We start from the raw sequence: 14,538 nt of genomic DNA on the forward strand, positions 1-14,538 counted from the left end.
CCAAGAGGCGGGGCAAGGACAAGTGAGGCGCATCAGCGCTGTTTCACGTGAAACAGCGCCTCATTCGCCGGCCTCACTTGCCGATGCAGAAATCCCGGAAGATCACGTCCAGCAGATCCTCCACATCCACCCGCCCGGTGATGCGCCCCAGCGCCCGGCTGGCAAGCCGCACATCCTCCGCCGCCAGTTCGGGCAGCGGGGCATCCAGCGCCCGCAGCAGCGACTCCCGACACTCCATAAGCGCCGCACGGTGGCGAGCCCGGGTCAGAGACGGGGCGCTGCCGATGGCGAGCCGATCGGCACTGAACGCCGTCAACTTTTCCTCCAATGCCTTCAGTCCGGCACCGGTGTGGGCGGAGACCAGGGTCGGGGCCACGATCGGGGACAGATCCGGCCTCAGGTTACCGTCCGTCGCAAGGTCCGTCTTGTTGAACACCACCACGGTGTCGGCATCGATCAGGTCCAGCGTCGCCGGGTCGAGATCGGGCAGGGTGGTCGCGTCGAACACAGCCACCTTCACGTCGGCGCGCGCCGCCCGGTCACGGGCGCGGCGGATGCCTTCCTCCTCCACCTCGTCGGCGGCGGCTTCGCGCAGGCCAGCTGTGTCGGCCAGAATGACAGGGTAGCCGCCGAGGTCGAGATGCACCTCGATGATGTCACGGGTGGTGCCGGCACGGGCGGACACGATCGCGGCGTCCCGGCGGGCGAGTGCGTTCAACAGGCTCGACTTGCCGGCGTTCGGCGCGCCGACGATGGCGATGTGCAACCCTTCGCGCAAACGCTCGCCACGACCGCCGTCATCGAGATGCGTTGCGATCTCGTCGGCCAATCCGGCAATCACCGGACGGACGGCGTCGGCGACACCGCCGGGCAGATCGTCCTCGGCGAAATCGATGTCGGCCTCGATGTGGGCAAGGGCGCGGGTCAGCCGTTCCCGCCAGCCGTCATAGAGTTTGCCAAGCGCACCCTCCATCTGCCGCAAGGCTTGCCGGCGTTGGGCGGTGGTCTCGGCATCGATCAGGTCGGCAACCGCTTCGGCCTCCGTCAGGTCGAGCTTGCCGTTCTCGAAAGCGCGGCGGGTGAACTCGCCCGGTTCGGCCAGCCGCAAGCCGGGCAGGATGGCGAGCGCCTCGATCACACCGGTGACGACGGCGCGGCCACCATGCAGGTGCAACTCCACCACATCCTCGCCGGTGAAGCTCGCGGGGGCGGTGAAGCGCAGGACCAGCGCGTCGTCGAGCGCATCGCCGGTCCGCGGATCGCGCAGCTTGGTCAACACGGCGCGGCGCGGCGCGGGCGGGGTGCGGCCGGTCAGCGCCATGAGGGCGGATCCGGCCTGGGGTCCCGAAATGCGAACCACCGCCACACCGGAGCGGCCGGGGGCGGTGGCGAGAGCGTAGATGGTGGTGGTGGACAAGTTGGTGGTGACCATTGGGGGTGGATCAGCCGCGCTGCTCGGGCCGCAGCTCCCGCTGCTCCGGGGTCAGCATCAGGCGCTCGACACGGCGGCCTTCGACCAGATGGGTCTGCAGGATTTCATCGACGTCGCCGGTGCTGTGATAGCTGTACCAGACGCCTTCCGGATAGATCACCAGCGTCGGGCCCAGTTCGCAGCGGTCGAGACAGCCGGCGGAGTTGATCCGCACCTTGCCGTCGAAGCCGAGTTCACGGGCGCGGGCCTTCATATAGTCGCGCAGCTTTTCCGACCCGTGGGCGGCGCAGGACCCGCGCTTGTGCCCGTCGGGACGGCGGTTGGTGCAGCAGAAGACATGGGCTTCGAAATAAGGCTTCAAATTGGTCACTTTCTTCCTTCCTGACCCAGGGCCGACGCCATCTGGGACCAAAACATCTTCTGCATCTGCTCCATGCCCTGGATGCCGGCGGGGAGCCAGGTCTTCAGCATGGTCTCCGGGTCCATGGCCTGGAGGTTCGCACGCATGCGTTCCTGGATCTCCTGCATCATGGCATCCTGCATCGGCTTCACATCGGGCAGGCCCAGGAAGTGCCGGGCCTCGTCCGGGGTGCAGTCGATGTCGACGGTGATTTTCATGGGACCCCCTCCAGACCGGGACCAAGAGCCGGGTTCGGCACCGGTCCAGGCATTGGCCGTGTTGATTTTGGGGTTGAGCGCCACAGCGGCTCATGCCCCACTATACAGATAGGATGCACTGGCGCAACGCCACCCCGGCGCCACCTATTGTCTAACGACACACCAACAGATCGGACACCGCCATGCCCGCCACTCCGTTGGGCGCGAACCTGCTAGGCCGGGAGACGAGCCCCTATCTGCTGCAGCACAAGGACAACCCGGTGCATTGGATGCCCTGGGGACCGGAGGCCTTTGCCCGCGCCAAGGCGGAGAACAAGCCGGTGCTGCTGTCGGTCGGCTATGCCGCCTGCCACTGGTGCCACGTGATGGCGCATGAGAGCTTCGAGAATCCGGAAATCGCCGGGCTGATGAACGAGCTGTTCATCAACATCAAGGTCGACCGGGAGGAGCGGCCGGATCTCGACACCATCTATCAGTCCGCCCTGGCGCTGCTGGGACAGCAGGGCGGCTGGCCGCTGACCATGTTCCTGACCCCGGATGCGGAGCCCTTCTGGGGCGGCACCTATTTCCCGCCGGCGCCACGCTATGGCCGGGCCGGCTTCCCCGACGTGCTGCGCGGCATCGGCGAGACCTTTGCACGGGAGCCGGACAAGGTCGGCAAGAATGTCGACGCGCTGAAATCGGCGCTCGCCGGGATGGGGGAGAACCGGTCGGCCGGCGCCGTCGATGCCGGGGTGCTGGATCAGGTGGCGCAACGGCTGCTGCGCGAGGTCGACCCGATCCACGGCGGCATCGGCAGCGCGCCGAAATTCCCGCAGGTTCCCTTGTTCGAACTGCTGTGGCGGGCGTGGCAGCGCACGGGACGCGAGCCGTTCCGGGAAGCGGTGACCCACACGCTGGCCAACATGGCGCAGGGCGGCATCTACGACCATCTCGGCGGCGGCTTCGCCCGCTATTCGGTCGACGAACGCTGGCTGGTGCCGCATTTCGAAAAGATGCTCTACGACAATGCGGAACTGCTCGACCTGATGACGCTGGTCTGGCAGGAGACGCGCGACCCGCTGCTGGAAACCCGCATCCGCGAGACGGTCGGCTGGCTGCTGCGCGAGATGATCGCGGATGGCGGCGGCTTCGCCGCGACGCTGGACGCCGACAGCGAGGGCGAGGAGGGACTCTTCTATATATGGCAGGAGCATGAGGTCGACCGGCTGCTCGGTCCCGCCCTCGGCGATGACGGGCTGGCGACGTTTAAGCGCGTTTACGAGGTGCTGCCCCAGGGCAATTGGGAAGGCGTCACCATCCTGAACCGGCTGGGCGGCCTGGCACTGGCCGACGATGCCACCGAGGCTAAGCTCGCCAAGGGTCGGGAAATCCTGTTGCGGGTGCGGGCCAAGCGGGTGCGGCCGGGCTGGGACGACAAGGTGCTGGCCGACTGGAACGGCCTGATGATCACGGCGCTGACCCATGCCGCCCTGGCGCTGAACGAGCCGGAATGGCTGGATGCCGCCGGCCGCGCCTTCGCCTTTGTCCGCGACCGGATGGATAGCGCCGGGCGGCTTTGCCACAGCTGGCGGCACGGGCAGGGCAAGCATGCGGGGATGCTCGACGACTACGCCCACATGGCGCGCGCGGCCCTGGCGCTGCACGAGGCGACCGGGGATCCGGCGGCGCTCGATCAGGCGAAGGTCTGGGTGGCGACGCTCGACGCCCATTTCTGGGACGGCGCCAACGGCGGCTACTTCTTCACCGCCGACGATGCCGAAGGGCTGATCGTCCGCACCAAGAGCGTCTACGACAACGCCACGCCCAGCGGCAACGGAACCATGCTGGCGGTGCTGACCACGCTGTTCCAGCGCACCGGCGAGGATGCCTATCGAGAGCGGGCGGAGGCGCTCGCCACCGCCTTCTCCGGTGAGTTGACGCGCAACTTCTTCCCGCTGCCGACCTTCCTGAACGCGGTGGAACTGATGACGGCGCCGCTGCAGATCGTCATCGTCGGCCCACCCAAGGCGGTGGAGACGGAAGCGTTGCGCCGCACCGTGCTGGACCGTTCGCTGCCCAACCGCATCCTGACCGTGCTCCCTCCGGAGGCGGATCTGCCCGCCACTCATCCGGCACAGGGGAAGGGGATGCGCGATGGGGCGGCCACCGCCTATGTCTGCCGCGGCATGACCTGTTCGGCCCCGGTGACGGCACCGGCGGATCTGGCCGCCCTTCTGGCAACGAAAACCTGAATTTTGCGGGAGGAAACCATGGCGCATCTTTCCATCGACAGTCCGCTGGGTCCCCTGATGCTGTCCGGGGACGGATCCGCCCTGACCTCGGTCGGCTGGGGCCGCTTCGATCATGACGAACAGGACGCGGTTCTGACCGAGGCGGCGCGCCAGTTGGAGGCCTATTTCACGGGACGGCTTCAGCGCTTCGACCTGCCGCTGAAGCCGGCGGGCACCGCCTTCCGACGCAGCGTCTGGGACGCGATGCTGGCGATTCCCTATGGCGGCACCGCGACCTATGGCGGGATGGCGAAGATGCTGGGCAGCGCGCCGCGCGCGGTTGGCGGAGCCTGTGGCGCCAACCCGATTCCGATCGTCATCCCCTGTCATCGGGTGCTGGCCAGCGGCGGGGCGCCCGGCGGCTATTCCGGCCATGGCGGGCTGGACACCAAGGCTTGGCTGCTGGCGCTGGAACGCCGGCATGCCGGCGTGGGGCAGGGCAACGGTGCGGCGGCGGAGCAGTTCGCGCTGCTCTGAAACGCCTGAGAACTCAAAAAGAAGGGAAACCAAACCACCATGGTTCACGCAATCCGCATCCACGAACATGGCGGACCGGAGGTTCTGCGCTGGGACGAGATCGAGGTGGGAGAGCCCGGTCCCGGTCAGGTGCGCATCCGCCAGACCGCCGTCGGCCTCAACTACATCGACACCTATCACCGCTCCGGCGCCTACAAGCTGCCGGATCTGCCGGCGGTGATCGGCATGGCAGGATCCGGCGAGGTCGAAGCGCTGGGTCCGGACGTCACCACGCTGAAGGTCGGCGACCGCGTCGGCTACGTCATGTCCATCGGCGCCTATGCCGAGAGCCGCCTGATCGCGGCCGACCGGCTGGTGCCGCTGCCGAGCTGGCTCGACGAGCAGGCGACGGCGGCCACGCTGCTGCAGGGACTGACCGCGCAGTATCTGCTGCGCAGCACCTATGTGGTGCAGCCCGGCGATACCATCCTGGTGCAGGCCGCAGCCGGCGGGGTCGGGCTGCTGCTGTGTTCCTGGGCGCGGCATCTCGGCGCCACGGTGATCGGCACCGTCGGGTCGGAGGAAAAGGCCGAGCTGGCGAAGGCCCATGGCTGCCACCACACCATCGACTACAGCCGCGAGGATTTCGTCGCCCGGGTGAAGGACCTGACGGACGGGCAGGGCGTGCCGGTGGTCTATGACGGCGTCGGCAAGACCACCTTCCTGAAAGGGTTGGACTGTCTGCGGCCGCGCGGCCTGATGGTGCTGTTCGGCGCCGCGTCGGGTGCGCCGGCACCGCTGGATCTGGGGCTGCTGGCGGCGAAGGGGTCGCTGTATGTGACGCGGCCGACGCTGGCGACCTACACCGCCAAGCGGGAGGATTTGATGGCTTCGGCGGCCGATCTGTTCGACGCGGTGAAGAACGGCGGGGTGACCTTCACCGTCAACCAGCGCTTCGCACTGAAGGACACGGCGGAGGCGCATCGGGCGCTCGAGGCGCGGGCGACGACGGGATCGACGGTGCTGGTGCCATAAGGCGTCGGCTGACGATTGCCCCCACCCTAACCCTCCCCCGCTGGGCGGGGGAGGGGACAAGTGCTTATCCAGAAGAGCGGCGGCAGTCCCTCCCCCGCTCAGCGGGGGAGGTTAGGTGGGGGTCTAACTCCGCAAGCAACAGCCCCCCTTACTCCACCGCCCAGAGCGGGTTCTTGATCTTCTTCAACATCTCCGCATGCGCCGCGGCCTCTTCATCGCTGACGGCAAAGACGCGGGCTTCGCGGAAGGGGCGGTCGATGCGGACCGGGCCGGTGGGACCACTCTTCGATGCGGGACCGCCGGCGAAGGACAGGCCGGTCTGCCGGCCGCCCAACAGCTCCAGATAAACCTCGGCCAGCAGCTGGGCATCGAGCAGCGCGCCGTGCAGGGTACGGTTGGAGTTGTCAACGCCGAAGCGTTTGCACAGCGCGTCCAAGGTGGCGGGCGAGCCGGGGAACTTCTGCCGGGCCATCAGCAGCGTATCTACGGCGCGGTCCTTCGGCATCACCGGATAGCCGGCGATCTTCAGCTCCCAATTCAGGAAATGCATGTCGAAGGCGGCGTTGTGGATCACCAGCGGGGAGTCGCCGATGAAGGCGACGAAATCCGCGGCGACGTCATTGAACAGCGGCTTGTCGGCCAGGAATTCCGAACTCAGCCCGTGGACGGCGAAGGCCTCCGGCGGCATGTCGCGTTCGGGGTTGAGATAGACGTGGAAGCGTTCACCGGTGGCGAGGTGGTTGACCAGCTCGATGCAGCCGATCTCGACCAGCCGGTGACCTTCCTCCGGCTTGAAGCCCGTGGTTTCGGTGTCGAGAACGATTTCACGCATGATGGATCTGCCCTGGTTGATAGCCGCGTGGCGGCCAGTGCCTGCCCGGCCGCCGCGCCGTTCGATGCCGTCTGACTTGGCGTACAATGCCCTGAAGCGCCCGCCGCGTCACCAGCCGACCGGCCCCGGTCGGCACGACATAGTCGGCGCGCCGCCGTTTTTCCGCATCCGGCATCTGGCGGGCGAGGATGCCGGCGAACTTCTCCGCCGTCATGCCCGGACGGGCCAGCACGCGGGCGCGCTGGACGGCGAAGGGGGCCGAGACGACGATGGTCGCATCGACCCGACGCTGCCCGTGGGTCTCGAACAGCAGGGGAATGTCCAGCACGGCGATCTTCGCGCCGCGACGTGCGGCACGGGCGAGGAAATCGCGCTGCGCCGCCTGGACCATCGGGTGCAGGATCGCTTCCAGCCGCTTCAGCGCGTCCGGGTCGCGGAACACCGCCGCCCCCAGCGCCGGCCGGCTGACCGCGCCGTCGATCACCACGCCGGGGAAGGCGGCGTCGATGGCCGGCACCGCCCGACCGCCACGGCCGAGCAGCCCATGCACCACCGCATCTGAATCGCAGACCGGAGCGCCCATCGCCTGCAGCATCCGGGCAGCGGTGCTCTTGCCCATGCCGATGGAGCCGGTCAGGCCCAGCACGATCATGACCTGAGCCTCAGCCTTCCAGGACGAAGCGGGTCAGTTCCGGCGTCACCTGCGGCTCGACGCCGAACCAGGCCTTGAAGCCGGGACGGGCCTGATGCAGCAGCATGCCGATGCCGCCGGCCACCGGGTTGCCGCGCGCCTTGGCCTCGGCCAGCAGCGGGGTTTCCAGCGGCACATAGACGATGTCGTTGACGACGGCCGAGAGGGGCAGGGCGCGCAAGGACAGATCCAGCGCCGGTTGGCCGGCCATGCCCTGGGTGGTGGTGTTGACCAGCAGCGAAGCCCCGTCGAGCGCGGTTTCACGTGAAACCCAATCGACCACCGTTACGCCGCCGTTGAGGCCGACCGCGGACAGATCCGCCGCCAATTCCTCGGCGCGGGCGCGGGTGCGGTTGACCAGACGGACCTCCGGGGCACCGGCATCGAGCAGGGCGACCACCACGGCGCGGGCGGCCCCGCCGGCGCCGATCACCACCGCCGGGCCATGCTCCGCCGTCCAGCCCGGCTGTTCGGTGCGCAGGTTCTCGATGAAGCCGAAGCCGTCGGTGTTGCCACCTTCCAGCGCGCCGTCCTCGGCCACCACGATGGTGTTGACCGCCCCCATGCGCCGCGCGGTCTCGTCGAGCCGGTCGACGGTGCGGAAGGCGATCTCCTTCAGCGGGACGGTGACGTTGCAGCCACGAAAGCCCAAAGCGGGCAGGGCACGGATCGCCTGCTCGGCACGCTCGGGCGCCACCGCCAACGGCACATAGGCCCCGTCGATTCCATACTGGCGCAGCCAGAATCCGTGCAGCCGGGGGGACCGCGAATGGCTGATCGGCCAGCCCATCACACCGGCGAGCTTGGCCTTGCCGCTGATAAAGTGACCCACCGTCATTCCCTGCCCACTCCATGCACGCGCAGAAAGCCGAGCAGCGGCAGAAGCGGCAGCCCGAGGATGGTGAAGAAATCGCCCTCGACCCGATGGAACAGCTGCGCCCCCAGCCCTTCCAGCTGGTAGGCGCCGACCGAGTGCAGCACGTCGTCGCCGACGCGATCGAGATAGTCGTCGAGGAAGGCTTCGCTGAAGTTGCGCATGGTCAGCCGGGCGCTGTCGATCTGGTGCCACATCCGCTCGCCGTCGCGCACCACCACGGCGCAGCTGACCAGCCGGTGGGTCTTGCCGCGCAGGTCGAGAAGCTGGGCGCGCCCCGCGGCATGGTCGGCCGGCTTGTCGAACCAGCGCCCCTCGCATTCCAGCATCTGGTCGGCGCCGACCACCAGCGCGCCGGGGTGGCGGCGGGTGATGCGCTGAGCCTTCAGCTCTGCCAGAGCCTCGGCAACGATGTCGGCCGACACGCCCTCGGCGCGGCCGGCGGCCTTCACCTCGTCCTCGTCGACCAGCGGCTTGTCGAGGATGGCGGTCACGCCAGCCTGTTCCAGCATCGCCGCCCGCGTGCGCGAACCCGACGCCAGCACCAGAACCGGCGCGCTCACGTCTTCTTCCCTTCCGGGCTGAAGTTGCCGCTCTGCCGGCGGGCCAGCAGCATCATGATCTCCGCCGCGGTTTCCTCGATGGACCGGCGGGAGACGTCGATCACCGGCCAGCCGCGCCGGCTGAACAGGCGCCGCGCCTCCTGGACCTCGGCGCGGACCAGCTCCGGATCGGCATAGCTGGAACCTTCGCCCTGGTTCAGCAGCTTCAGACGATTGCGGCGGATCTGCACCAGCCGGTCGGGGTCCTTGGTCAGCCCGACGATCAGCGGACGGGTCAGCAGGTCCAGCTCCGCCGGCAGCGGGCTGCCCGGCACCAGCGGGATGTTGGCCGCCTTGATGCCGCGGTTGGCCAGATAGATGCAGGTCGGCGTCTTGGAACTGCGCGACACGCCGATCAGCACCACATCGGCCTCGTGCAGGTCCCAGTTCGATTGGCCGTCGTCATGCGACAGGGCGAAATCGACGGCGTCGATGCGGCTGAAATACTCGGCGTCCAGCACATGCTGGCGGCCGGGCTGGCGCTGCGATTCCACGCCCAGGAAGGCGGCGAGCGCGTTGATCAGCGGATCGAGCACGGGGATGCAGGGCACCTGCATCTCGCGGCAGAAATCCTGCAGGCGGCGGCGCAGCGTCTCGTCGACCAGTGTGAACATCACCAGCCCGTGGTTGTCCCGGATCCCCTCCAGCACGAGGTCGAGCTGGCGGTCGGTCCGCACCAGATTCCAGAAATGCTCGATGGGACGCACGTCGTCGAACTGGATGACGCAAGCGCGCGCCACGCTGTTGATGGTCTCGCCCGTCGCATCGGACACGAGATGTAGGTGGAACTCTTTCATCCGTCCCCAACATTCTGTGGAGAACCCGGCCCAGATCTGTGGACAACCGGATCCGCCTTCGTTTCGTCCCGACCGGGGGACTCCTCCTCCCCGATACGGCCAAGCGCGGAACAACTCCGCCGACCGCTTCGGAAGCTGGGAAGATCCGGCCCCGTCCGCCCTGTTATCCACGGGACTCCCGTTCGTCCAGCTATAGCATTTCCGCCGTTTCTGACGATAGTGCTCCGAATCGTCCACAGATCCGCGCACATGGACGCACAAGCCCCCGGATCTGTGGATAGATTCGTTTACGTCGGGGATCACCGTTATCCACAGGCATCCACCTCATCCTCTTCCTTTCTCCTATTAAAAAATATAGTGAAGAAGAGGGGATAAACCCGTCCCGGAATCCGGCGCGGAATCGGCGCTGGAATCGCAGGGGTTCAGATTCGCACGTCCCAGATTCGCAATCCAAGGAACGCACCGTCTTGTCCGCCACCAGCTCCGACGTCCAGAATCAGGCTTTCCAGCCTGCCCTGAAGCCGATGCTCGCCGCCCTGGCGGGAGAGGTGCGGTCGCGTCCGCCCTTCTGGCTGATGCGTCAGGCCGGACGCTATCTGCCGGAATATCGCGAGTTGCGGGCGAAGGCCGGCAGCTTCCTCGATCTCTGCTACAATCCCGACTTCGCGGTCGAGGTGACCTTGCAGCCGCTGCGCCGCTACGGCATGGACGCGGCGATCCTGTTCTCCGACATCCTGGTGGTGCCGCATGCCCTGGGGCAGCCGCTGGCCTATCTGGAAGGGGAGGGGCCGAAGCTGGATCCGGTCCGCAACGTCGAGGACCTGAAGCGCCTGTCGCGCGACCGCTTCCACGAGACGCTGGCGCCGGTCTACGAGACGGTGCGCCGGCTCTCCACCGCGATTCCGGATGGGACGACGCTGATCGGCTTTGCGGGGGCTCCCTGGACCATCGCCTGCTACATGGTCGAAGGGGCGGGCTCCAAGGAGTATGCGCACGTCAAGCGCTGGGCCTATGGCGACCCGGCGGGATTCGGCCAGCTGATCGACCTGATCGTCGAGGTGACCGCCGACTATCTCTGCCGCCAGATCGAGGCGGGGGCCGAAGTGGTGCAGCTGTTCGACAGCTGGGCCGGCGTTCTGCCGGTGGCCGAGTTCCGCCGCTGGGTGATCGAGCCGACGCGGCGGATCGTCGCACTGGTGAAGGCGAAGCACCCGAACACGCCGGTCATCGGCTTTCCGCGCGGCGCCGGCCATGCCTATGAGGAGTATGTCGCCGGGTCCGGCGTCGATGCCGTCGGGCTCGACACCACCGTCCCGCCGGAGTGGGCGGCGCGCACGCTCCAGACGCGGCTGCCGGTGCAGGGGAACCTCGACCCGATCATGCTGGCGGCCGGCGGCAAGGCGCTGGAAACCGCGACGCACGACATCCTGGAGGCGTTGGCCGGCGGACCCTTCGTGTTCAACCTGGGCCACGGCGTCATCCAGTCGACCCCGCCCGACCATGTGGCCGCGCTGACCCGCATCCTGCGGGAATGGCCGGGGCGCGGCTGAGCGCTTTTCCGGCGGGCGGACCGTAAGGGTCTGAAAAAGCGACGGAGGGGGTCTGGACAGAGCGACGGCGACGCTCCAGTTTAGCGGGCACCATGAGCCAGCAATTCTCCCAGACCTCCGCCTCGACCAGCACAACCCCCGGCGGCTCGCCGCGGCGCGTCGCCGTCGTGCTGTTCAACCTCGGCGGTCCGGACGCGCCGGAGGCGGTGCGGCCCTTCCTGTTCAACCTGTTCGCGGATCCGGCCATCATCCGGCTGCCGAACCCGTTCCGTTTCCTGATCGCCAGCCTGATCAGCGGACGGCGGGCGAAGCCGGCCGGCGAGATCTATGCCCAGCTCGGCGGCAAGTCGCCGCTGCTGGAGAACACGGTGGCCCAGGCGGCGGCGCTGGAGAGTGCTCTGGGGGCAGATCCGGCGACGGCTGGGGCGCAGACCAAGGTCTTCATCGCCATGCGCTACTGGCACCCGATGAGCGCCGAGACGGCCGCCCGGGTGAAGGCCTACGACCCGGATCTGGTGGTGCTGCTGCCGCTCTATCCGCAATTCTCAACCACCACGACGGCGTCGAGTGCCAAGGCTTGGGCCGAGGCGGCGAACACCGTGGGGCTGGCGGCGCCGACCAAGCTGCTGTGCTGCTATCCGACACAGGCCGGCTTCATCGACGCGACGGCCGATCTGATCCGACCGCTGTACGAGGCGGCCAAGGCCCATGGCAAGCCGCGCGTCCTGTTCTCCGCGCACGGGCTGCCGAAGAAGGTGGTGGCCTCCGGCGACCCCTATCAGTGGCAGTGCGAGAGGACGGCGGAGTCCATCGCCGCGGCGCTGGGCATCGACGATCTCGACTGGATCAACTGCTACCAGAGCCGCGTCGGGCCGATGGAGTGGATCGGCCCCAGCACCGACGCCGAGATCCGCCGCGCCGGCCAGGACGGCGTGCCGATCCTGGTGGTGCCGATGGCCTTCGTGTCGGAGCATTCCGAGACGCTGGTGGAGATCGAGGTCGAATACCGCCATCTGGCCGGGCAGGCGGGGGTGCCGCACTTCACCCGCGTGCCGACGGTGGGGGTGCATCCGGGCTTCATCGACGGGCTGGCGGCGCTGGTGCGGCAGACGGTCGCAGGCAAGGCGGCGGTCTGCTCCCAGAAGGGCGACCGGATCTGCCCGTCCAACTTCTCCGGCTGCCCGCAGGCGCGGCCCTAAGCCGCAACGCTGAACCGCAACGGCAGAACCAGAACGAAAAAAGGGGACACGCCCGGTGCTGTACGAATGGATCAAGGCGCTGCACGTCATCAGCATCATCGCCTGGATGGCGGGGCTGCTCTATTTGCCGCGCCTGTTCGTCTACCATTGTCAGGCGCCGGCCGGATCCGAGACGTCGGAGACCTTCAAGGTGATGGAACGCCGCCTGCTGCGCGCCATCATGAACCCGGCGATGATCGCGGCGTACGTGTTCGGCATCGCCATGATCGTGCTGACGCCGGAATGGATGAAGCAGGGCTGGCTGCACGCCAAGCTGCTGTTCGTGCTGCTGCTGACCGTCAGCCACATGATGATGGCCCGCTGGCGCCGGGACTTCGCCGAGGATCGCAACACCCGGCCGCAGCGCTTCTACCGCATCGCCAACGAGGTCCCGACGCTGCTGATGATCGGCATCGTCATCTTCGTCATTGTGAAGCCCTTCTGACCGGCGGCCCCTTCTGACCAGCGGCAGGTGAACGCGCCGTCTTCCACCTCCCGGAAAAAGCGGAATCCGCGACCTTTGCGGGTTTCGCTTTCGTTTGACTTGCGCCCGCCGATCCGATAACCATGTCAGGACCACGGGGTTTTCGCCCCGCGGCATCCCACGCCCACATCTGCCGATCCGACGCTCTGATCTTGAGCCGGGCCTGGTGGCTGGCGATCCGCTCCCGTGCGACCATTAACCGGACGCCCTGGTGTGCACCTGCCAAAGCGCCACCCGCTGCCCACCCGACGCGACCGCGTTGCGGCGTCCCCCGCCGCCAACCGCCGTCGGCCGGACCTTCTGGCACCTCCCATCCCCAAGGCCACTCCCCCGCATGACGATTTCACAGGCAATCCGATGCATCTCCAAGAGCTGAAGTGCAAAAGCCCCGCCGAACTGCTGGCGTTCGCGGAGGAGCTTCAGATCGAGAACGCGAGCACGCTGCGCAAGCAGGACATGATGTTCGCGATCCTGAAGCAACTGGCCGAAAACGACATTCCGATCTTCGGCGATGGCGTGTTGGAGGTGCTGCAGGACGGGTTCGGCTTCCTGCGCTCGCCGGAAGCCAATTATCTGCCGGGTCCCGACGACATCTATGTCAGTCCCAGCCAGGTGCGCCGCTTCGGCCTGCGCACCGGCGACACGGTGGAGGGGCAGATCCGCTCGCCCAAGGACGGTGAGCGCTATTTCGCCCTGCTGAAGGTCAACACCATCAACTTCGATACGCCGGACAAGGTCCGTCACCGTATCAACTTCGACAACCTGACGCCGCTCTATCCGGAAGAACGCATCCGGATGGAGGTCGAGGACCCGACCAAGAAGAACCTCACCGGTCGCATCGTCGACCTGGTGGCGCCGCTGGGCAAGGGGCAGCGCGGGCTGATCGTGGCGCCGCCGCGCACCGGCAAGACGGTGATGCTGCAGAACATCGCCCACTCGGTCGCCACCAACCACCCCGAAGCCTATCTGATCGTCCTCTTGATCGACGAGCGTCCGGAAGAAGTGACGGACATGGCCCGCTCGGTCCGCGGCGAGGTCATCAGCTCCACCTTCGACGAACCGGCGACCCGCCACGTCCAGGTCGCGGAAATGGTGATCGAGAAGGCCAAGCGGCTGGTCGAGCACAAGCGCGACGTGGTCATCCTGCTGGACAGCATCACCCGTCTGGCCCGCGCCTACAACACGGTGGTGCCGTCGTCGGGCAAGGTGCTGACCGGCGGTGTCGACGCCAACGCCCTGCAGCGGCCCAAGCGCTTCTTCGGTGCCGCCCGCAACGTGGAAGAGGGCGGGTCGCTGACCATCATCGCCACCGCGCTGATCGACACCGGCAGCCGCATGGACGAGGTGATCTTCGAAGAGTTCAAGGGCACCGGCAACTCGGAAATCGTGCTGGACCGCAAGCTCTCCGACAAGCGCACCTTCCCGGCCATCGACATCTCCAAGTCGGGCACCCGCAAGGAGGAACTGCTGGTCGACAAGGGCACCATGTCGAAGATGTGGATCCTGCGCCGCATCCTGATGCCGATGGGCGTGACCGACGCGGTGGACTTCCTGGTCGACAAGCTGAAGCACACCAAGTCGAACAACGAGTTCTTCGAAAGCATGAACCAGTAGGGACCGGATCCGGGGCCGGATCTGCCGGCCTCTCGACTGGAC

The 14,538-nt window shown here is 67.4% G+C and carries 15 protein-coding genes; 7 read left to right on the top strand and 8 right to left on the bottom strand.

What is annotated here, in order from left to right:
• Positions 1 to 73 precede the first annotated feature (73 nt).
• Genes mnmE through FZ029_RS15255 form a run of 3 tightly spaced genes read right to left on the bottom strand, consistent with a single transcriptional unit; the run spans position 74 to position 2,050 of the window.
• A complete protein-coding gene (gene mnmE, locus FZ029_RS15245) occupies positions 74 to 1,432 on the bottom strand; it encodes a tRNA uridine-5-carboxymethylaminomethyl(34) synthesis GTPase MnmE (RefSeq protein ID WP_149269962.1) in 1,359 nt (452 codons plus the stop codon).
• 10 nt (positions 1,433 to 1,442) lie between these two features.
• A complete protein-coding gene (locus FZ029_RS15250) occupies positions 1,443 to 1,802 on the bottom strand; it encodes a (2Fe-2S) ferredoxin domain-containing protein (protein WP_149269963.1) in 360 nt (119 codons plus the stop codon).
• Positions 1,799 to 2,050 (bottom strand): DUF6489 family protein, encoded by a 252-nt coding sequence (locus FZ029_RS15255; protein WP_063635627.1) that lies wholly within the window; start codon positions 2,048 to 2,050, stop codon positions 1,799 to 1,801. The genes FZ029_RS15250 and FZ029_RS15255 overlap by 4 nt, the downstream gene beginning before the upstream one ends.
• 182 nt (positions 2,051 to 2,232) lie before the next feature.
• On the opposite strand from FZ029_RS15255, the gene FZ029_RS15260 reads away from it, so the two are divergent.
• Genes FZ029_RS15260 through FZ029_RS15270 form a run of 3 tightly spaced genes read left to right on the top strand, consistent with a single transcriptional unit; the run spans position 2,233 to position 5,814 of the window.
• Positions 2,233 to 4,284, top strand: a complete 2,052-nt coding sequence (locus FZ029_RS15260; RefSeq protein WP_149269964.1) for a thioredoxin domain-containing protein — start codon at positions 2,233 to 2,235, stop codon at positions 4,282 to 4,284.
• 18 nt (positions 4,285 to 4,302) lie between these two features.
• A complete protein-coding gene (locus FZ029_RS15265; protein WP_149269965.1) occupies positions 4,303 to 4,800 on the top strand; it encodes a methylated-DNA--[protein]-cysteine S-methyltransferase in 498 nt (165 codons plus the stop codon).
• A 39-nt stretch (positions 4,801 to 4,839) separates the two neighbouring features.
• Positions 4,840 to 5,814: a quinone oxidoreductase gene (locus FZ029_RS15270; RefSeq protein WP_149269966.1), complete on the top strand. Its 975-nt coding sequence runs from the start codon at positions 4,840 to 4,842 to the stop codon at positions 5,812 to 5,814.
• Between the two features lie 148 nt (positions 5,815 to 5,962).
• Here the strand turns inward: FZ029_RS15270 and dnaQ are convergent, their stop codons facing one another.
• Genes dnaQ through FZ029_RS15295 form a run of 5 tightly spaced genes read right to left on the bottom strand, consistent with a single transcriptional unit; the run spans position 5,963 to position 9,610 of the window.
• A complete protein-coding gene (dnaQ, locus tag FZ029_RS15275; RefSeq protein ID WP_149269967.1) occupies positions 5,963 to 6,646 on the bottom strand; it encodes a DNA polymerase III subunit epsilon in 684 nt (227 codons plus the stop codon).
• The gene (gene coaE / locus FZ029_RS15280) at positions 6,639 to 7,298 is read right to left on the bottom strand and encodes a dephospho-CoA kinase (RefSeq protein ID WP_149269968.1); all 660 of its coding nucleotides are present in this window, start codon (positions 7,296 to 7,298) and stop codon (positions 6,639 to 6,641) included. Before coaE ends, dnaQ begins: the two co-directional genes overlap by 8 nt.
• Before the next feature lie 10 nt (positions 7,299 to 7,308).
• Positions 7,309 to 8,175 (bottom strand): shikimate dehydrogenase, encoded by an 867-nt coding sequence (locus FZ029_RS15285; RefSeq protein WP_149269969.1) that lies wholly within the window; start codon positions 8,173 to 8,175, stop codon positions 7,309 to 7,311.
• Positions 8,172 to 8,774 (bottom strand): Maf family protein, encoded by a 603-nt coding sequence (locus FZ029_RS15290; RefSeq protein WP_149269970.1) that lies wholly within the window; start codon positions 8,772 to 8,774, stop codon positions 8,172 to 8,174. Before FZ029_RS15290 ends, FZ029_RS15285 begins: the two co-directional genes overlap by 4 nt.
• Positions 8,771 to 9,610: a pyruvate, water dikinase regulatory protein gene (locus FZ029_RS15295; protein ID WP_109052255.1), complete on the bottom strand. Its 840-nt coding sequence runs from the start codon at positions 9,608 to 9,610 to the stop codon at positions 8,771 to 8,773. Before FZ029_RS15295 ends, FZ029_RS15290 begins: the two co-directional genes overlap by 4 nt.
• 524 nt (positions 9,611 to 10,134) lie before the next feature.
• Between FZ029_RS15295 and hemE the strand changes: the two genes are divergently transcribed.
• From hemE to rho, 4 genes are all read left to right on the top strand, one after another.
• On the top strand, positions 10,135 to 11,160 hold the full coding sequence (gene hemE, locus FZ029_RS15300) for a uroporphyrinogen decarboxylase (RefSeq protein ID WP_149270032.1): 1,026 nt from the start codon (positions 10,135 to 10,137) through the stop codon (positions 11,158 to 11,160).
• Positions 11,161 to 11,252: 92 nt separating this feature from the next.
• Complete coding sequence (hemH, locus tag FZ029_RS15305; RefSeq protein WP_149269971.1) at positions 11,253 to 12,359, top strand: ferrochelatase; 1,107 nt, start codon at positions 11,253 to 11,255, stop codon at positions 12,357 to 12,359.
• A 55-nt stretch (positions 12,360 to 12,414) separates the two neighbouring features.
• Positions 12,415 to 12,843, top strand: a complete 429-nt coding sequence (gene hemJ / locus FZ029_RS15310; RefSeq protein WP_149269972.1) for a protoporphyrinogen oxidase HemJ — start codon at positions 12,415 to 12,417, stop codon at positions 12,841 to 12,843.
• Positions 12,844 to 13,239: 396 nt separating this feature from the next.
• A complete protein-coding gene (gene rho, locus FZ029_RS15315) occupies positions 13,240 to 14,496 on the top strand; it encodes a transcription termination factor Rho (RefSeq protein WP_085086916.1) in 1,257 nt (418 codons plus the stop codon).
• Positions 14,497 to 14,538: the final 42 nt, after the last annotated feature.

This window comes from Azospirillum sp. Sh1 (genome assembly GCF_008365135.1).
GTDB lineage: Bacteria > Pseudomonadota > Alphaproteobacteria > Azospirillales > Azospirillaceae > Azospirillum > Azospirillum oryzae.

Coding starts and splice junctions, on each gene's coding strand:
- rho (WP_085086916.1), top strand. CDS start 13,240: ATGCATCTCCAAGAGCTGAAGTGCAAAAGCCCCGCCGAACTGCTGGCG.
- FZ029_RS15265 (WP_149269965.1), top strand. CDS start 4,303: ATGGCGCATCTTTCCATCGACAGTCCGCTGGGTCCCCTGATGCTGTCC.
- hemH (WP_149269971.1), top strand. CDS start 11,253: ATGAGCCAGCAATTCTCCCAGACCTCCGCCTCGACCAGCACAACCCCC.
- dnaQ (WP_149269967.1), bottom strand. CDS start 6,646: ATGCGTGAAATCGTTCTCGACACCGAAACCACGGGCTTCAAGCCGGAG.
- mnmE (WP_149269962.1), bottom strand. CDS start 1,432: ATGGTCACCACCAACTTGTCCACCACCACCATCTACGCTCTCGCCACC.
- FZ029_RS15270 (WP_149269966.1), top strand. CDS start 4,840: ATGGTTCACGCAATCCGCATCCACGAACATGGCGGACCGGAGGTTCTG.
- FZ029_RS15295 (WP_109052255.1), bottom strand. CDS start 9,610: ATGAAAGAGTTCCACCTACATCTCGTGTCCGATGCGACGGGCGAGACC.
- coaE (WP_149269968.1), bottom strand. CDS start 7,298: ATGATCGTGCTGGGCCTGACCGGCTCCATCGGCATGGGCAAGAGCACC.
- hemE (WP_149270032.1), top strand. CDS start 10,135: ATGCTCGCCGCCCTGGCGGGAGAGGTGCGGTCGCGTCCGCCCTTCTGG.
- FZ029_RS15255 (WP_063635627.1), bottom strand. CDS start 2,050: ATGAAAATCACCGTCGACATCGACTGCACCCCGGACGAGGCCCGGCAC.
- FZ029_RS15285 (WP_149269969.1), bottom strand. CDS start 8,175: ATGACGGTGGGTCACTTTATCAGCGGCAAGGCCAAGCTCGCCGGTGTG.
- FZ029_RS15260 (WP_149269964.1), top strand. CDS start 2,233: ATGCCCGCCACTCCGTTGGGCGCGAACCTGCTAGGCCGGGAGACGAGC.